The organism is Flavobacterium oreochromis, assembly GCF_019565455.1.
Lineage (GTDB): Bacteria > Bacteroidota > Bacteroidia > Flavobacteriales > Flavobacteriaceae > Flavobacterium > Flavobacterium oreochromis.
Genome location: NZ_CP067377.1, coordinates 892,040 through 907,017 on the forward strand (window position 1 = coordinate 892,040; position 14,978 = coordinate 907,017).

Annotated in this window: 23 protein-coding genes and 1 pseudogene; 18 read left to right on the plus strand and 6 right to left on the minus strand. The window is 31.5% G+C overall.

The window, feature by feature from the left end:
- The first annotated feature begins 5 nt into the window (after nucleotides 1-5).
- Together JJC03_RS04355 and JJC03_RS04360 are read left to right on the plus strand one after the other, a co-directional pair.
- Nucleotides 6-338 carry a hypothetical protein gene (locus JJC03_RS04355; RefSeq protein ID WP_127823429.1) on the plus strand — a complete coding sequence of 111 codons (333 nt, stop codon included), beginning with the start codon at nucleotides 6-8 and terminating at the stop codon, nucleotides 336-338.
- Between the two features lie 74 nt (nucleotides 339-412).
- Nucleotides 413-646, plus strand: coding sequence for a DUF2158 domain-containing protein (locus JJC03_RS04360; protein ID WP_235874068.1), 234 nt, complete (start codon nucleotides 413-415; stop codon nucleotides 644-646).
- 97 nt (nucleotides 647-743) lie between these two features.
- Here JJC03_RS04360 and JJC03_RS04365 read toward each other — a convergent pair whose 3' ends face one another.
- Genes JJC03_RS04365 through JJC03_RS04375 form a run of 3 tightly spaced genes read right to left on the minus strand, consistent with a single transcriptional unit; the run spans nucleotide 744 to nucleotide 1,782 of the window.
- Nucleotides 744-1,145: a hypothetical protein gene (locus JJC03_RS04365; protein WP_235874069.1), complete on the minus strand. Its 402-nt coding sequence runs from the start codon at nucleotides 1,143-1,145 to the stop codon at nucleotides 744-746.
- A 60-nt stretch (nucleotides 1,146-1,205) separates the two neighbouring features.
- Nucleotides 1,206-1,412: a hypothetical protein gene (locus JJC03_RS04370; protein WP_235874070.1), complete on the minus strand. Its 207-nt coding sequence runs from the start codon at nucleotides 1,410-1,412 to the stop codon at nucleotides 1,206-1,208.
- Nucleotides 1,413-1,446: 34 nt separating this feature from the next.
- Nucleotides 1,447-1,782, minus strand: coding sequence for a helix-turn-helix domain-containing protein (locus JJC03_RS04375; protein WP_235874071.1), 336 nt, complete (start codon nucleotides 1,780-1,782; stop codon nucleotides 1,447-1,449).
- A gap of 161 nt (nucleotides 1,783-1,943) precedes the next feature.
- Between JJC03_RS04375 and JJC03_RS04380 the strand changes: the two genes are divergently transcribed.
- The 10 genes from JJC03_RS04380 (at nucleotide 1,944) to JJC03_RS04425 (ending at nucleotide 9,497) form a co-directional block, all read left to right on the plus strand.
- Complete coding sequence (locus JJC03_RS04380) at nucleotides 1,944-2,795, plus strand: CHC2 zinc finger domain-containing protein (protein WP_235874072.1); 852 nt, start codon at nucleotides 1,944-1,946, stop codon at nucleotides 2,793-2,795.
- Nucleotides 2,796-2,839: 44 nt separating this feature from the next.
- Entirely contained in the window at nucleotides 2,840-4,354 is a 1,515-nt protein-coding gene (locus tag JJC03_RS04385) for an MTBMA_p00010-related P-loop-containing protein (RefSeq protein ID WP_508623373.1), read from the plus strand.
- Nucleotides 4,355-4,477: 123 nt separating this feature from the next.
- Entirely contained in the window at nucleotides 4,478-5,305 is an 828-nt protein-coding gene (locus JJC03_RS04390; protein ID WP_235874073.1) for a tyrosine-type recombinase/integrase, read from the plus strand.
- A 2-nt stretch (nucleotides 5,306-5,307) separates the two neighbouring features.
- Nucleotides 5,308-6,123: a tyrosine-type recombinase/integrase gene (locus tag JJC03_RS04395; RefSeq protein ID WP_235874074.1), complete on the plus strand. Its 816-nt coding sequence runs from the start codon at nucleotides 5,308-5,310 to the stop codon at nucleotides 6,121-6,123.
- A 53-nt stretch (nucleotides 6,124-6,176) separates the two neighbouring features.
- Nucleotides 6,177-6,371 (plus strand): hypothetical protein, encoded by a 195-nt coding sequence (locus tag JJC03_RS04400; RefSeq protein WP_235874075.1) that lies wholly within the window; start codon nucleotides 6,177-6,179, stop codon nucleotides 6,369-6,371.
- Nucleotides 6,372-6,500: 129 nt separating this feature from the next.
- On the plus strand, nucleotides 6,501-6,641 hold the full coding sequence (locus JJC03_RS04405) for a hypothetical protein (RefSeq protein WP_235874076.1): 141 nt from the start codon (nucleotides 6,501-6,503) through the stop codon (nucleotides 6,639-6,641).
- Nucleotides 6,625-7,236, plus strand: coding sequence for a hypothetical protein (locus JJC03_RS04410; RefSeq protein ID WP_235874077.1), 612 nt, complete (start codon nucleotides 6,625-6,627; stop codon nucleotides 7,234-7,236). The genes JJC03_RS04405 and JJC03_RS04410 overlap by 17 nt, the downstream gene beginning before the upstream one ends.
- 1,107 nt (nucleotides 7,237-8,343) lie before the next feature.
- Nucleotides 8,344-8,850 (plus strand): hypothetical protein, encoded by a 507-nt coding sequence (locus tag JJC03_RS04415; protein ID WP_235874078.1) that lies wholly within the window; start codon nucleotides 8,344-8,346, stop codon nucleotides 8,848-8,850.
- 6 nt (nucleotides 8,851-8,856) lie between these two features.
- Nucleotides 8,857-9,189 (plus strand): hypothetical protein, encoded by a 333-nt coding sequence (locus JJC03_RS04420; protein WP_127823429.1) that lies wholly within the window; start codon nucleotides 8,857-8,859, stop codon nucleotides 9,187-9,189.
- A gap of 74 nt (nucleotides 9,190-9,263) precedes the next feature.
- Complete coding sequence (locus JJC03_RS04425) at nucleotides 9,264-9,497, plus strand: DUF2158 domain-containing protein (RefSeq protein ID WP_235874068.1); 234 nt, start codon at nucleotides 9,264-9,266, stop codon at nucleotides 9,495-9,497.
- A 97-nt stretch (nucleotides 9,498-9,594) separates the two neighbouring features.
- Here the strand turns inward: JJC03_RS04425 and JJC03_RS04430 are convergent, their stop codons facing one another.
- The 3 genes from JJC03_RS04430 to JJC03_RS04440 all read right to left on the minus strand — a co-directional run bounded on the left by JJC03_RS04430 (nucleotide 9,595) and on the right by JJC03_RS04440 (nucleotide 10,632).
- Complete coding sequence (locus tag JJC03_RS04430) at nucleotides 9,595-9,996, minus strand: hypothetical protein (RefSeq protein WP_235874069.1); 402 nt, start codon at nucleotides 9,994-9,996, stop codon at nucleotides 9,595-9,597.
- A gap of 71 nt (nucleotides 9,997-10,067) precedes the next feature.
- A complete protein-coding gene (locus JJC03_RS04435; protein ID WP_235874079.1) occupies nucleotides 10,068-10,262 on the minus strand; it encodes a hypothetical protein in 195 nt (64 codons plus the stop codon).
- A gap of 34 nt (nucleotides 10,263-10,296) precedes the next feature.
- The gene (locus JJC03_RS04440; RefSeq protein ID WP_235874071.1) at nucleotides 10,297-10,632 is read right to left on the minus strand and encodes a helix-turn-helix domain-containing protein; all 336 of its coding nucleotides are present in this window, start codon (nucleotides 10,630-10,632) and stop codon (nucleotides 10,297-10,299) included.
- Between the two features lie 161 nt (nucleotides 10,633-10,793).
- Between JJC03_RS04440 and JJC03_RS04445 the strand changes: the two genes are divergently transcribed.
- The 6 genes and pseudogenes from JJC03_RS04445 to JJC03_RS04465 all read left to right on the plus strand — a co-directional run bounded on the left by JJC03_RS04445 (nucleotide 10,794) and on the right by JJC03_RS04465 (nucleotide 14,973).
- The gene (locus tag JJC03_RS04445) at nucleotides 10,794-11,645 is read left to right on the plus strand and encodes a CHC2 zinc finger domain-containing protein (protein ID WP_235874072.1); all 852 of its coding nucleotides are present in this window, start codon (nucleotides 10,794-10,796) and stop codon (nucleotides 11,643-11,645) included.
- A gap of 44 nt (nucleotides 11,646-11,689) precedes the next feature.
- Nucleotides 11,690-13,204, plus strand: a complete 1,515-nt coding sequence (locus JJC03_RS04450) for an MTBMA_p00010-related P-loop-containing protein (RefSeq protein WP_508623373.1) — start codon at nucleotides 11,690-11,692, stop codon at nucleotides 13,202-13,204.
- A 123-nt stretch (nucleotides 13,205-13,327) separates the two neighbouring features.
- Nucleotides 13,328-13,663, plus strand: a complete 336-nt coding sequence (locus JJC03_RS04455) for a site-specific integrase (protein WP_235874080.1) — start codon at nucleotides 13,328-13,330, stop codon at nucleotides 13,661-13,663.
- A 38-nt stretch (nucleotides 13,664-13,701) separates the two neighbouring features.
- Nucleotides 13,702-13,794: pseudogene (locus JJC03_RS19095) on the plus strand (hypothetical protein); the annotation flags it as partial.
- Nucleotides 13,795-13,837: 43 nt separating this feature from the next.
- Nucleotides 13,838-14,155, plus strand: coding sequence for a tyrosine-type recombinase/integrase (locus JJC03_RS04460; RefSeq protein WP_374226244.1), 318 nt, complete (start codon nucleotides 13,838-13,840; stop codon nucleotides 14,153-14,155).
- Between the two features lie 2 nt (nucleotides 14,156-14,157).
- Nucleotides 14,158-14,973, plus strand: a complete 816-nt coding sequence (locus tag JJC03_RS04465; RefSeq protein ID WP_235874074.1) for a tyrosine-type recombinase/integrase — start codon at nucleotides 14,158-14,160, stop codon at nucleotides 14,971-14,973.
- Nucleotides 14,974-14,978: the final 5 nt, after the last annotated feature.

Here is a 14,978-nt window from a genome sequence, read left to right on the forward strand (position 1 = left end):
ATTATATGGAAATACGTAAAGAAGTTTTAGAATTAAAAAACATAGGTGTAATGCCTAATCACGATGATGATGTTGATGATTCAGTAATAGAAGATTTTGAAAACAAATTAGGTTTTTTAGGAAAAAACCTAAATCTAAAAGAAGCCGAAATATTAATTACTCTTTTTCCTAGAGAAAGTTGTTTTGGTTTAGAATGGACTTTATTACATTTAATCGAATCTCTTTTTAATCAAATTGATTTAGATGAGTATGAAAAATTAATTTCAAAATGCAATAGTTCAGAATGGCGTGATTTACTTATTTCTAGAGTCGAAAACTGGAAAAATCAAGTAAAATAATTTTACACCGCTACCGCACGAATCCTTTCGTGTGGTTTAGCATAAATAAACAAATAAACAAATAAATAAATAGTATGGAAGAAGATTTTAAAATTGGAGACATTGTAGAATTTAAAACAGGAAGTGTTAAAATGATGGTTTTAGGAGTTGATAATGTTCATTCCTTTGTACGTTGTGAATGGTTCGCTAATAATGAATTACGCCGTTTAAATGTTGAAAAAATACATTTAAAAAAATGTATTGATGAAAGCCAACCCACAAACGGTAAGTCAAAAAACTTTTCAGATTTAGCTCCTGAGGTTCATTAATCTTAATGTAAACAAAAAAAGCTGTCATTTTCGACAGCTTTTTTTGTTTTGTTTTCTCCAGCTTTTATTTCTACCTGAATATAAATCAATTCTGTTTTTAATTTGTATTGTTCTGTAGGTTTCTAAGTTTTTTTAAGAGTTTTAATAATTTATCTCCACAATATCCTATATGTTCGTGACGCATATATAAATCATAATCATCTATAAAAGCACTACTTTTTTCTAATTGCTCCAACTTTCTGTACTCATTATTTAATAAATCTATTTCATCTTTTACATTTATTATTAAACCTTTTAAAAAATCTTCTTTTTCAAAAAAGGTTATTTTTTTTCCATTAGAAAGTGTAACAGAATAAAATTCAATATCAGTATTTATCAAATCTTTTGCCCTGTACAAATGAGTAAAATATATTTCTGTTCCTTTAAGTTGAACTTTGAACTTTATATTAAATAATTCTGAAATTTTTTCGTATATTTTTTGGTGATTTTCACTAGACATAAATGTTAAATTTAACAAAGTACTTTGCGTCCTATTACTGCAAGAATCTTTTTATACGAGTTATTTATTTTCTAGAAATTTTTTAAAAAAATCTTCTTTGTATTTTACAAAATCTTCTTCCTCTTTTTTATTTTTCTTATACTCATAATAACAACCAATGATTGTTATAATCAATAAAATACTTATAGAGGTAAAAAAAGATTTATCTAACTCAGGACGTGGTGGAATAACACTACTTCTCGATATTAAAGCTATAAAATTTATCATAGTCAATGAATTTAGTTTGTTTGTTTTTAAATTTCTACATCAAGCTAATTTTAGCCGATTTGATAAAGTGGTCAACGGTAGTAAGCAAACATTCTCTTTCTTTATCTGGAAGCGTTGCTATATCTTGAAATCTTTTGAGCATTAAAGGATCTTTAAATAAATCGCTTTGTTGGTTTTCTCCTAATAAATACCCTACAGTAGTATCTAAAATAGTAGCTAGTTTTTTAGCCACATCAATAGAAGGATTCATTTCATCTCTTTCATATTTTCCAATCACAGAATAAGAAGTATTTAAAATATTAGCTAACTCTTTTTGAGATAGATTTTTTACTTCTCTACATTCTCTTAATCTTTTACCGAAACTACTCATTGTATATCTTTTTAGGTATAAAAACTCTTACTATTCAAGGATTATACAAATATAAATACTTTATTAGGTAAATAAAAATCTTATAAAATTTGTTGAATATATTTTATAATATATCTTTGTACTCAATAAGGTATATAAAACTTTTTTCAACAATCTAAAAAATGCAAATCAACGACATCAAACAAAATTTAAGTTTAAGCCAGGTACTACAACATTACAACCTACAGCCCAACAAAAACAAAATGCTATGTTGTCCATTCCACGATGACAAAACAGCGAGTTTACAAGTCAATTTACAAAAGAACTTTTACAAATGCCACGCCTGCGGAGCAAAAGGCGACCAAATCCAGTTTGTGCAGGATTATGAATCCCGAAGCGTCGGGATAACCAAACACGAAGCTCTTTTAAAATGTGCAGCTCTTGCAAACAATCAACCCGAAAATAAAATCAAACCAGTAATAACAAAACCAATGGACGAGAACAAACGAATTGAATTTTTAGAAAAAATCTTCGATACATTTACAAAAGCGGTGTATATGAGTCCGCCAGCAAAGGAGTATTTACATAGCAGAAACTTAACCGCATTATTAGAAAAAAGAGGATTAGTCGGTTTTAACTCGGGGCAGTTCCACCACGCAGGGAGGTTTGAAAATGAATCTAATCCAGCAGAAGCACGTAAAGAAGTAATCGCCCAGGGTTTAGAATTTGGTTTGTTATCAGAATCAAATATAATCTCTAAAACAGGCGAAAAGGCGTATAATGTATTTGGTTTAAAATCTATTGTCTTTGCCCTTAGAAACCAAGAAAATCAAATCACAGGCTTATATTATCGTATAGCAGACGACACAAAAAACTACAAACATTTTTATTTAAAAGAATCAAAAGGATTATTCCCACATTACCCAAAACCTGAAACTAAAAAACTAATCTTAACTGAAGCCATTATTGATTGCGCCAGTTTATTAACGGTACTCAACGACCCTAACTCCCCCTTTGGGGGCTGGGGGCTTTAGCGTGTTATGGTACAAATGGCTTAACCCCCGAACACCTAAATGCAATCAAGAACCTAAAAGAACTGGAGGAAATTATATTTTTCTTTGATGGAGACAAAGCAGGTCGCACAGCAACAGCGAAATACGCTCAAGAACTTGAAACTTTAAACCTGAAACTAACCCAAGTTGAAACCCCTGAAGGCGAAGACATCAACAGCCTTTTAATAGCTTACGAAAAAGAAATATTCATTGAATTATTAGAAAAAAGAAAGACTGTTTTACTTTCATCTGAAGAAAATTTACTTGAAAAATCCCAAAATATAGAAGACATCGCCACCACAACAAAAGAACAAGACCCCATAAGAGAAAAAAACATCACAAAAAAACACCCATCATCTAGCATCCATCATCTAACAATAAAACCCCTCGACTTTTTAAAAGGAGCAAACCTACTCCACAACATCAATGAATTACTTGGAAAAATTGGAATAGTAGGAGAAGAAAACAACAGGTTATTACAATATGTAACAGCCACCACCTACAAAATGAATTATAATTTACACGTATTATATCAAGGAAGCTCTGGAAGTGGCAAAACCCACACCATCAAACAAATATCTCTGCTCATACCGCCCGAAGATGTGATTTATTTAACTAGAGTAACAGAAAGCAGTTTGTACAATTATAAAAATGGAGAGTTTATGTATAAGTTGGTCGTTTTTGAGGATATGGACGGATTAAAAGAAGAAGCATTAATGGCAGTGCGTGAAATGATCTCTAATAAAAAATTATCTTCTTCGACTTCTATAAAAGACAAAAAAGGCAATGCTGATGGTAAAATTAAAGAAGTAGAAGTTTCTTTTGCCAGTTTATCAGCCACCACAAAAGGCGAACTTTACGAGGATAATATGAGTAGAATTATAGTGTTATCGGTCGATGAATCAAAGGAGCAAACAAAAAGAATCATTGAGTATAAAAACAAAGTCTATCAGGGCGAAATTAACAAACAAGAACAGGAACAAACCCGGTTGTTTTTAAGAGAATGCATAAAATTATTACAAGTCTATGAAGTCATAAACCCTTATGCAAACTTGGTAGAGTTGCCCGATAATGTACACAAACCCACACGGATGCACGATATAGTAATGGGCGTAATCAATCAAATTGTACTGCTTAATCAGTATCAACGAAACAAAACCCCACAAGGGCAATTAATCGCAGAGAAAGAGGATGTTATAAACGGTTTATTATTAATGAAAGACAGTATTATTTTAAAAATGGACGAACTGGAGGGGAAAATTAGATTGTTTTATGAAGCTCTTAAAAAGTTTGTCGAGGATAAAGCCAAGAAAGCCGATAAAAAAAGGGAAGAAATCAAATTTACAAGGTTTGATATAAAAGATTGTTTTTTACTGAGTAAAACACAGATAAACGCTTATTTACAACAATTATCATCAGCAGAATATTTACTAAAAATAGGACATTCAAACAAAGGATATAGTTATAAAATAGCACATTGGGACAACTTCAAAACATTAAGCGAAGAACAATTACAAAAGATGTTAGATAAATTAAAGTAAGTGTAAAAGTGTTCGGATATAGTTCGGGAATAGTTCCAAAAGCGGTCGCTAGAAAAGATTAAAACACTGTAAATCAAAACAAAAAGTCTAGCGGTCGGAAATAATCAAAAACAGTGTAGGACAATGATAAATAAAGCATCGTATAAAGAAGAATTACTCATACTAGGATACCATAAATTATCAGTCGAACAACGAATAAGAAACATAAACCATTTTAGAAGAATCACCCAAAAAGAAATCTGCCAAGTCAATCCTTCAGATATAGAAAAATACGTTAAACATTATCAAAACAAAGGATTAATTAGCCACACCATACAAGGATATTATAGAAGTTTAGAACACTATTTTAGTTATTTAGAAAGAGAACAACTCATTAAAAAAAATCCATTTAATTATTATGAGCTACAACTCCCTAAAGTAAAAAAAACACAAAGAGAAATACTCACACAACAGGAAATAAAACAACTCTATACAAAAGCCAACTTACAAGAAACCATCATTTTAAATCTGTGTTATGGCTGTGGGCTTCGAGCCTTCGAAATGGAACAAATCACCTTAAAAGACATTGATACAGTTCAAAAAACAGTAACCGTTCAAAAAGGTAAAAACAATAAATACAGAGTCATTCCATTAAGTGAAAAAATAAACCAGGACCTAATCAATTATTTAGAAACCATAAAACACAACACAATGAAACATCAAAACATTTTATACAACAAAGCAGGCACCCCATTAAAAAGATATACCGCTTTAATGATACTAAAAAAACTAGCTATAAAAGCCAATATAAAAGCAAAAATAACCCTGCACGGTCTGCGTCATTCCATCGCAACTCATCTACTAGAAAACGGAGTACAACTCCCACAAGTACAAGCGTTTTTAGGACACTCACAAATGGAAACCACAGAAATATATACTAGAATAAGTAACTATCAACTCAAAAAATTATAATTATGATGACTTTAAAAGAATACATTCAAAACCACTTTAGCCCATCCAGTCATAAAAGTTTATACTGTTGTATCAATAAGTACCAAGAGCATACCATTAATCACGAAAAAGCCACACTAAATGACATATTACGTTACTTAAAAATACTTAGAGAAAGCAACAAAAAACAAAGAACAATAGCTAATCATCTACATAGCATCAAAGTATATTATAGATATTTACAATGTATTGGTATTAGAAAAGATCATCCTATCAAAAAACTCATTTTAATAGATAAAATAGACAAAACCATAAAAACCCAAAATCTATATTCCACAAAACAATTAGAAGAGTATTACAATCAAACTCCTAAACATAAAAAACTAATGGTTAGTTTACTCATAGAACAAGCCCTGACCACTAGCGAACTTATTGCCATCAAAGTAAAAGACATCAATCAAGAAAAAGCAGAAATCACCATAAAAAACAGAACCCTACCCCTAAAAGCCTATCAAATATATCTTTGTACAGAATACATCAATTATATAGAATACATCAAAGAAAAAAAGCAAGAAGATTATTTATTTACCACCCGAACCAATAAAGCCTATAGAGAAAATGATATTAGCCAGCTCATCAATAAAAACCGACCTAAAGAAAAACAAATTACACCACTAATAATAAGGCAAAGCGTCATTAAAAATTTATTAGGACATCACGATGTAAGAGTAGTACAAGTCTTTGCAGGGCACAAAATAAGCAGTACCACACAACAATATAAAACAACGCAGTTCGAAGAACTAAAAGCAAAAATCAACCTTTTGCATCCACTACAATAAACTTTAGGAAAAACAAACCTGAAGCCTTAATTAACAATTTTAATTTATTTACTATGACAAACAAAAATGAAACTCCCAGAACGTGGGAACAGGAAAAAAACGCCCTATTAATGGCACAAATCCTCACACAAAGCCATCAATTAGCAATTATCTTAGAAAACATCCAGCTGATAACTAAGGGTGTAGAAAGAATCCAAAACACCTGGGAAAATGTAGAAAGAGAAATATTGCAACAACAAACCTCTTAAAAACACTTAAACAACTGGCTAATTATTTTAGTTGGTTGTTTTTGGGTGTTATATAAACACTCTTTTTTAAACTTTCCTTAACAATATAAAATATACTTTTGTGTTTAATGATAATAAACATATAATAAAATGACTACACAAACACGAAAGTACAGAGGTAAAGATGTTGATATGTTGGTGGCTTGTTCAACCATCATTGAAAATGCAATCGCAAACAAAACTTTTTTACAATCTAAAAGAAGTAACTGGACAGATGATTTTTTTCACTAATCTACAAAACAACATTAATAACGCCTTAGAGCAACATTTAGGGATTGACTCAGCAAAAAACCTTAGAGGAGCTACACAAACCCTGTTATCTATCCAAAAACAAGCCTTAAAAGATTTAGCTGAAGTAAAAATACAAATAGCTGAAGATTTTAAAAAAGAACCTGTAAAACAAAATGAAATACTTATTCAATTAGGATTTACAACCTATTTAAAAGAAGCTCAAAAAGGCGACCAAGAAGCCTTAGTACAGTTACTTTATAAGTTCAAAACAAACTTAACCAATGATTTAAAAAACGAAATAGTAAGCAAAGGAACTGCCGAAAGTATTTTAACACAAACAGCATCTTATGCAGATACTTTAAAAAATGCCGATGTTACACAAGAAACTTTCAAAGGAACTCGTAAAGAAATTACAGAAAATGCTTTAAAAGCTTTCAATGAAATTTATGACGAAATAATAAGCGTTGCTAAAATTGCCAGTAATTTTTACAAAGAAGAACCAGTTAAAAAGGATCTTTTTAGTTTTTCAAAAATCAATAAAACTTTAAGTGCACAAAGAAAAGCAGCAGCTACAGAAAACACTCCAAAACCTTGATTCTTCAAGGTTTTTTTATTTTAATACGTTCTTAAAATCATTATGTATATTTTATCTTGATATATGCAAACTCACTTATAACCTATGCAAACTTTATCTTGATATATGTAAATGCCACCTTGTCCTATGCAAGCTTTATCTTAGCCTATGCAAACTTTATCTTAATATATGTAAATGCCACCTTGTCCTATGCAAGCTTTACCTTGATATATGCAAACATCATCTTAGCCTATGCAAATATTTTCGTAATATATGCAAGCTTTACCTTAGCCTATGCAAATTTCCAGAAGCCTATGCAAATTAACTCCAAATAATTAAAAGCGGTTTGCTTCGCAGTCGTATTTGCGCCCACCCGTCCAACGCTCCCCAACGCTCTGGCGGTTTTTCCCCTCCCTCACAGCCGTTGTTTTTCCCGCGCTACAAGCCCATAAAAAAAGGCTTTTTGTTTTCCCAACCCCTCGCACACAAAAAAGCCTTTTTTTATTAGCTTGTCTTCCCCCAACCAAAAAAACAACCGCTTCCCATCCCTCAAACCGCCCCCAAAGCTATGTTACATAATTGGCAGTTATAGTTCTCGCCCTAAAGGGTACGCTTCGCCTCGCATCTATAACTGGCATTTATGTAAAATAGCCCCTCTCCATCGCTCCCGCCCGAAAATAGGAGCTTCGCAAGAGTTTGCATTTTTAAATTATTTGTTCAAAAACCTGCACAAAATCCTCGTCTAGTTCGCCTTACGGACTTCTAGCCTCGCATCTTTGTTTGGTTTTTATCACAAAAATTTAAAAAAAGTAGCTCGTGTTAACTGCTCCGTAAACTCCGCAGGCTTTGGTTTTTAAAGAGCAGTCGCACCAGCCCACGCACCACCAAAACTGCTCCTTAAAAACCAAAGGCAAGCCGACTAAAGATGCTTGCCCTCACTTGGGAAAACACTCAAAGTTAGTTTTGTACCTGCCATTATTCACCGATAAAAAAACAATCCAATTTTTTTTTTTCAGATGAAGAAAAAATTACCCTATTTTTGAAATAATGAAACTGCTAAAACTGCTTTTTATCCTGTTGCTGATACCTTTGAACTTGTACCCACGAGAGTCAAAAGGATGTCTGTCGATGGCTCAAAAGGGTATTGTACAGGGGCAAAAAGTGGTGCAGTATTATCTGTCACAAGACCCCATTGGACTAGCAGGAAATAACCCGACGTTTTATGGGTATGTGAAGGATAGTAATGCAAAAGTTGATATTTTTGGACTTATGCCATCACCTGTAAACGTTGGTGATGTTGGTCCTTATAAAGATTTAGCAGGATTACCTGGAGACGGTCTAACCCCCCATCATATGCCACAAGATGCATTAGGACATATGCCAAGAGCTGAAGGAGGTTGTATTGTTATGCCTCACGACGAACACGTACAAACAAGAACTTATGGTGCCAAAGGTAGAGCGACAAAACAAGCAGATTTAGGAAGACCCTTTAAAGATGTTTTAAAAGACGATATAATAGATGTACAAAAAATAGCTCCTAATAAATACACTAAATCTTTAGAAGAATTAATAGAGTTTTATGAAAATAATGGTATGTTGAAAAAAGGAGAATTAAAACTAAGTGATTGTAAATAAAATTATATGGAAATACGTAAAGAAGTTTTAGAATTAAAAAACATAGGTGTAATGCCTAATCACGATGATGATGTTGATGATTCAGTAATAGAAGATTTTGAAAACAAATTAGGTTTTTTAGGAAAAAACCTAAATCTAAAAGAAGCCGAAATATTAATTACTCTTTTTCCTAGAGAAAGTTGTTTTGGTTTAGAATGGACTTTATTACATTTAATCGAATCTCTTTTTAATCAAATTGATTTAGATGAGTATGAAAAATTAATTTCAAAATGCAATAGTTCAGAATGGCGTGATTTACTTATTTCTAGAGTCGAAAACTGGAAAAATCAAGTAAAATAATTTTACACCGCTACCGCACGAATCCTTTCGTGTGGTTTAGCATAAATAAACAAATAAACAAATAAATAAATAGTATGGAAGAAGATTTTAAAATTGGAGACATTGTAGAATTTAAAACAGGAAGTGTTAAAATGATGGTTTTAGGAGTTGATAATGTTCATTCCTTTGTACGTTGTGAATGGTTCGCTAATAATGAATTACGCCGTTTAAATGTTGAAAAAATACATTTAAAAAAATGTATTGATGAAAGCCAACCCACAAACGGTAAGTCAAAAAACTTTTCAGATTTAGCTCCTGAGGTTCATTAATCTTAATGTAAACAAAAAAAGCTGTCATTTTCGACAGCTTTTTTTGTTTTGTTTTCTCCAGCTTTTATTTCTACCTGAATATAAATCAATTCTGTTTTTAATTTGTATTGTTCTGTAGGTTTCTAAGTTTTTTTAAGAGTTTTAATAATTTATCTCCACAATATCCTATATGTTCGTGACGCATATATAAATCATAATCATCTATAAAAGCACTACTTTTTTCTAATTGCTCCAACTTTCTGTACTCATTATTTAATAAATCTATTTCATCTTTTACATTTATTATTAAACCTTTTAAAAAATCTTCTTTTTCAAAAAAGGTTATTTTTTTTCCATTAGAAAGTGTAACAGAATAAAATTCAATATCAGTATTTATCAAATCTTTTGCCCTGTACAAATGAGTAAAATATATTTCTGTTCCTTTAAGTTGAACTTTGAACTTTATATTAAATAATTCTGAAATTTTTTCGTATATTTTTTGGTGATTTTCACTAGACATAAATGTTAAATTTAACAAAGTACTTTGCGTCCTATTACTGCAAGAATCTTTTTATACGAGTTATTTATTTTCTAGAAATTTTTAAAAAAATCTTCTTTGTATTTTACAAAATCTTCTTCCTCTTTTTTATTTTTCTTATACTCATAATAACAACCAATGATTGTTATAATCAATAAAATACTTATAGAGGTAAAAAAAGATTTATCTAACTCAGGACGTGGTGGAATAACACTACTTCTCGATATTAAAGCTATAAAATTTATCATAGTCAATGAATTTAGTTTGTTTGTTTTTAAATTTCTACATCAAGCTAATTTTAGCCGATTTGATAAAGTGGTCAACGGTAGTAAGCAAACATTCTCTTTCTTTATCTGGAAGCGTTGCTATATCTTGAAATCTTTTGAGCATTAAAGGATCTTTAAATAAATCGCTTTGTTGGTTTTCTCCTAATAAATACCCTACAGTAGTATCTAAAATAGTAGCTAGTTTTTTAGCCACATCAATAGAAGGATTCATTTCATCTCTTTCATATTTTCCAATCACAGAATAAGAAGTATTTAAAATATTAGCTAACTCTTTTTGAGATAGATTTTTTACTTCTCTACATTCTCTTAATCTTTTACCGAAACTACTCATTGTATATCTTTTTAGGTATAAAAACTCTTACTATTCAAGGATTATACAAATATAAATACTTTATTAGGTAAATAAAAATCTTATAAAATTTGTTGAATATATTTTATAATATATCTTTGTACTCAATAAGGTATATAAAACTTTTTTCAACAATCTAAAAAATGCAAATCAACGACATCAAACAAAATTTAAGTTTAAGCCAGGTACTACAACATTACAACCTACAGCCCAACAAAAACAAAATGCTATGTTGTCCATTCCACGATGACAAAACAGCGAGTTTACAAGTCAATTTACAAAAGAACTTTTACAAATGCCACGCCTGCGGAGCAAAAGGCGACCAAATCCAGTTTGTGCAGGATTATGAATCCCGAAGCGTCGGGATAACCAAACACGAAGCTCTTTTAAAATGTGCAGCTCTTGCAAACAATCAACCCGAAAATAAAATCAAACCAGTAATAACAAAACCAATGGACGAGAACAAACGAATTGAATTTTTAGAAAAAATCTTCGATACATTTACAAAAGCGGTGTATATGAGTCCGCCAGCAAAGGAGTATTTACATAGCAGAAACTTAACCGCATTATTAGAAAAAAGAGGATTAGTCGGTTTTAACTCGGGGCAGTTCCACCACGCAGGGAGGTTTGAAAATGAATCTAATCCAGCAGAAGCACGTAAAGAAGTAATCGCCCAGGGTTTAGAATTTGGTTTGTTATCAGAATCAAATATAATCTCTAAAACAGGCGAAAAGGCGTATAATGTATTTGGTTTAAAATCTATTGTCTTTGCCCTTAGAAACCAAGAAAATCAAATCACAGGCTTATATTATCGTATAGCAGACGACACAAAAAACTACAAACATTTTTATTTAAAAGAATCAAAAGGATTATTCCCACATTACCCAAAACCTGAAACTAAAAAACTAATCTTAACTGAAGCCATTATTGATTGCGCCAGTTTATTAACGGTACTCAACGACCCTAACTCCCCCTTTGGGGGCTGGGGGCTTTAGCGTGTTATGGTACAAATGGCTTAACCCCCGAACACCTAAATGCAATCAAGAACCTAAAAGAACTGGAGGAAATTATATTTTTCTTTGATGGAGACAAAGCAGGTCGCACAGCAACAGCGAAATACGCTCAAGAACTTGAAACTTTAAACCTGAAACTAACCCAAGTTGAAACCCCTGAAGGCGAAGACATCAACAGCCTTTTAATAGCTTACGAAAAAGAAATATTCATTGAATTATTAGAAAAAAGAAAGACTGTTTTACTTTCATCTGAAGAAAATTTACTTGAAAAATCCCAAAATATAGAAGACATCGCCACCACAACAAAAGAACAAGACCCCATAAGAGAAAAAAACATCACAAAAAAACACCCATCATCTAGCATCCATCATCTAACAATAAAACCCCTCGACTTTTTAAAAGGAGCAAACCTACTCCACAACATCAATGAATTACTTGGAAAAATTGGAATAGTAGGAGAAGAAAACAACAGGTTATTACAATATGTAACAGCCACCACCTACAAAATGAATTATAATTTACACGTATTATATCAAGGAAGCTCTGGAAGTGGCAAAACCCACACCATCAAACAAATATCTCTGCTCATACCGCCCGAAGATGTGATTTATTTAACTAGAGTAACAGAAAGCAGTTTGTACAATTATAAAAATGGAGAGTTTATGTATAAGTTGGTCGTTTTTGAGGATATGGACGGATTAAAAGAAGAAGCATTAATGGCAGTGCGTGAAATGATCTCTAATAAAAAATTATCTTCTTCGACTTCTATAAAAGACAAAAAAGGCAATGCTGATGGTAAAATTAAAGAAGTAGAAGTTTCTTTTGCCAGTTTATCAGCCACCACAAAAGGCGAACTTTACGAGGATAATATGAGTAGAATTATAGTGTTATCGGTCGATGAATCAAAGGAGCAAACAAAAAGAATCATTGAGTATAAAAACAAAGTCTATCAGGGCGAAATTAACAAACAAGAACAGGAACAAACCCGGTTGTTTTTAAGAGAATGCATAAAATTATTACAAGTCTATGAAGTCATAAACCCTTATGCAAACTTGGTAGAGTTGCCCGATAATGTACACAAACCCACACGGATGCACGATATAGTAATGGGCGTAATCAATCAAATTGTACTGCTTAATCAGTATCAACGAAACAAAACCCCACAAGGGCAATTAATCGCAGAGAAAGAGGATGTTATAAACGGTTTATTATTAATGAAAGACAGTATTATTTTAAAAATGGACGAACTGGAGGGGAAAATTAGATTGTTTTATGAAGCTCTTAAAAAGTTTGTCGAGGATAAAGCCAAGAAAGCCGATAAAAAAAGGGAAGAAATCAAATTTACAAGGTTTGATATAAAAGATTGTTTTTTACTGAGTAAAACACAGATAAACGCTTATTTACAACAATTATCATCAGCAGAATATTTACTAAAAATAGGACATTCAAACAAAGGATATAGTTATAAAATAGCACATTGGGACAACTTCAAAACATTAAGCGAAGAACAATTACAAAAGATGTTAGATAAATTAAAGTAAGTGTAAAAGTGTTCGGATATAGTTCGGGAATAGTTCCAAAAGCGGTCGCTAGAAAAGATTAAAACACTGTAAATCAAAACAAAAAGTCTAGCGGTCGGAAATAATCAAAAACAGTGTAGGACAATGATAAATAAAGCATCGTATAAAGAAGAATTACTCATACTAGGATACCATAAATTATCAGTCGAACAACGAATAAGAAACATAAACCATTTTAGAAGAATCACCCAAAAAGAAATCTGCCAAGTCAATCCTTCAGATATAGAAAAATACGTTAAACATTATCAAAACAAAGGATTAATTAGCCACACCATACAAGGATATTATAGAAGTTTAGAACACTATTTTAGTTATTTAGAAAGAGAACAACTCATTAAAAAAAATCCATTTAATTATTATGAGCTACAACTCCCTAAAGTAAAAAAACACAAAGAGAAATACTCACACAACAGGAAATAAAACAACTCTATACAAAAGCCAACTTACAAGAAACCATCATTTTAAATCTGTGTTATGGCTGTGGGCTTCGAGCCTTCGAAATGGAACAAATCACCTTAAAAGACATTGATACAGTTCAAAAAACAGTAACCGTTCAAAAAGGTAAAAACAATAAATACAGAGTCATTCCATTAAGTGAAAAAAATAAACCAGGACCTAATCAATTATTTAGAAACCATAAAACACAACACAATGAAACATCAAAACATTTTATACAACAAAGCAGGCACCCCATTAAAAAGATATACCGCTTTAATGATACTAAAAAAACTAGCTATAAAAGCCAATATAAAAGCAAAAATAACCCTGCACGGTCTGCGTCATTCCATCGCAACTCATCTACTAGAAAACGGAGTACAACTCCCACAAGTACAAGCGTTTTTAGGACACTCACAAATGGAAACCACAGAAATATATACTAGAATAAGTAACTATCAACTCAAAAAATTATAATTATGATGACTTTAAAAGAATACATTCAAAACCACTTTAGCCCATCCAGTCATAAAAGTTTATACTGTTGTATCAATAAGTACCAAGAGCATACCATTAATCACGAAAAAGCCACACTAAATGACATATTACGTTACTTAAAAATACTTAGAGAAAGCAACAAAAAACAAAGAACAATAGCTAATCATCTACATAGCATCAAAGTATATTATAGATATTTACAATGTATTGGTATTAGAAAAGATCATCCTATCAAAAAACTCATTTTAATAGATAAAATAGACAAAACCATAAAAACCCAAAATCTATATTCCACAAAACAATTAGAAGAGTATTACAATCAAACTCCTAAACATAAAAAACTAATGGTTAGTTTACTCATAGAACAAGCCCTGACCACTAGCGAACTTATTGCCATCAAAGTAAAAGACATCAATCAAGAAAAAGCAGAAATCACCATAAAAAACAGAACCCTACCCCTAAAAGCCTATCAAATATATCTTTGTACAGAATACATCAATTATATAGAATACATCAAAGAAAAAAAGCAAGAAGATTATTTATTTACCACCCGAACCAATAAAGCCTATAGAGAAAATGATATTAGCCAGCTCATCAATAAAAACCGACCTAAAGAAAAACAAATTACACCACTAATAATAAGGCAAAGCGTCATTAAAAATTTATTAGGACATCACGATGTAAGAGTAGTACAAGTCTTTGCAGGGCACAAAATAAGCAGTACCACACAACAATATAAAACAACGCAGTTCGAAGAACTAAAAGCAAAAATCAACCTTTTGCATCCACTACAATAAACTTT

What these genes read in the sequence shown, in the direction of transcription:
- JJC03_RS04425 (WP_235874068.1), top strand. Translation starts at nt 9,264, where the DNA reads ATGGAAGAAGATTTTAAAATTGGAGACATTGTAGAATTTAAAACAGGA.
- JJC03_RS04440 (WP_235874071.1), bottom strand. Translation starts at nt 10,632, where the DNA reads ATGAGTAGTTTCGGTAAAAGATTAAGAGAATGTAGAGAAGTAAAAAAT.
- JJC03_RS04420 (WP_127823429.1), top strand. Translation starts at nt 8,857, where the DNA reads ATGGAAATACGTAAAGAAGTTTTAGAATTAAAAAACATAGGTGTAATG.
- JJC03_RS04435 (WP_235874079.1), bottom strand. Translation starts at nt 10,262, where the DNA reads ATGATAAATTTTATAGCTTTAATATCGAGAAGTAGTGTTATTCCACCA.
- JJC03_RS04455 (WP_235874080.1), top strand. Translation starts at nt 13,328, where the DNA reads ATGATAAATAAAGCATCGTATAAAGAAGAATTACTCATACTAGGATAC.
- JJC03_RS04375 (WP_235874071.1), bottom strand. Translation starts at nt 1,782, where the DNA reads ATGAGTAGTTTCGGTAAAAGATTAAGAGAATGTAGAGAAGTAAAAAAT.
- JJC03_RS04430 (WP_235874069.1), bottom strand. Translation starts at nt 9,996, where the DNA reads ATGTCTAGTGAAAATCACCAAAAAATATACGAAAAAATTTCAGAATTA.
- JJC03_RS04390 (WP_235874073.1), top strand. Translation starts at nt 4,478, where the DNA reads ATGATAAATAAAGCATCGTATAAAGAAGAATTACTCATACTAGGATAC.
- JJC03_RS04400 (WP_235874075.1), top strand. Translation starts at nt 6,177, where the DNA reads ATGACAAACAAAAATGAAACTCCCAGAACGTGGGAACAGGAAAAAAAC.
- JJC03_RS04405 (WP_235874076.1), top strand. Translation starts at nt 6,501, where the DNA reads ATGACTACACAAACACGAAAGTACAGAGGTAAAGATGTTGATATGTTG.
- JJC03_RS04415 (WP_235874078.1), top strand. Translation starts at nt 8,344, where the DNA reads ATGGCTCAAAAGGGTATTGTACAGGGGCAAAAAGTGGTGCAGTATTAT.
- JJC03_RS04355 (WP_127823429.1), top strand. Translation starts at nt 6, where the DNA reads ATGGAAATACGTAAAGAAGTTTTAGAATTAAAAAACATAGGTGTAATG.
- JJC03_RS04410 (WP_235874077.1), top strand. Translation starts at nt 6,625, where the DNA reads ATGATTTTTTTCACTAATCTACAAAACAACATTAATAACGCCTTAGAG.
- JJC03_RS04465 (WP_235874074.1), top strand. Translation starts at nt 14,158, where the DNA reads ATGATGACTTTAAAAGAATACATTCAAAACCACTTTAGCCCATCCAGT.
- JJC03_RS04370 (WP_235874070.1), bottom strand. Translation starts at nt 1,412, where the DNA reads ATGATAAATTTTATAGCTTTAATATCGAGAAGTAGTGTTATTCCACCA.
- JJC03_RS04360 (WP_235874068.1), top strand. Translation starts at nt 413, where the DNA reads ATGGAAGAAGATTTTAAAATTGGAGACATTGTAGAATTTAAAACAGGA.
- JJC03_RS04380 (WP_235874072.1), top strand. Translation starts at nt 1,944, where the DNA reads ATGCAAATCAACGACATCAAACAAAATTTAAGTTTAAGCCAGGTACTA.
- JJC03_RS04445 (WP_235874072.1), top strand. Translation starts at nt 10,794, where the DNA reads ATGCAAATCAACGACATCAAACAAAATTTAAGTTTAAGCCAGGTACTA.
- JJC03_RS04365 (WP_235874069.1), bottom strand. Translation starts at nt 1,145, where the DNA reads ATGTCTAGTGAAAATCACCAAAAAATATACGAAAAAATTTCAGAATTA.
- JJC03_RS04395 (WP_235874074.1), top strand. Translation starts at nt 5,308, where the DNA reads ATGATGACTTTAAAAGAATACATTCAAAACCACTTTAGCCCATCCAGT.